The following is a 441-nucleotide window of genomic DNA, read 5'->3' as shown; positions in this document are numbered from 1 at the left end:
CCTTCGAGATTCCTGCTTCCACGGTAAAAACTAGTCTCAAGTTTTTACCGTACTCCACTTTTCACACGTGTACGGGCAAAACTATAACTCAGTTTTTACCTTGACTCCACTTATCCTGCTTCCGCGGGAAGAACGATTCCCTAGTTTTTACCGTACACCCGCTTTTTCAGCCGAGAACGGGCAAAACTTCCCCTAAGATGCCTGCCTATAAAAAAAGCTGCCGATACATGCTCGGCAGCCTTTCTTTATCATCCTTGTGTAAACAATTCTTCTAGCTGTTTACGCAGGACGAATTTTTGAATTTTTCCACTTGCATTTCGCGGCAGTGCTTCACAGAAAATATACTTCCGTGGACGCTTGTATCGAGCTAAACTATCTCCGTTTAAAATATACTCATCTAAATCCTGCTCGGTGATATTTGAATTTTTCTTAACGACAAAT

1 protein-coding gene is annotated in these 441 nt (G+C 42.0%); it reads right to left on the bottom strand.

Annotated elements, in window-relative coordinates; translation table 11 throughout:
• Positions 1 to 248 precede the first annotated feature (248 nt).
• The coding region (locus C9J29_RS24010) for an AMP-binding enzyme (RefSeq protein WP_419690815.1) at positions 249 to 441 on the bottom strand (193 nt) is incomplete at its 5' end.

It is taken from the genome of Lysinibacillus fusiformis, assembly GCF_003049525.1.
Lineage (GTDB): Bacteria > Bacillota > Bacilli > Bacillales_A > Planococcaceae > Lysinibacillus > Lysinibacillus fusiformis.
This window is presented reverse-complemented; position numbering and strand designations above follow the sequence as displayed.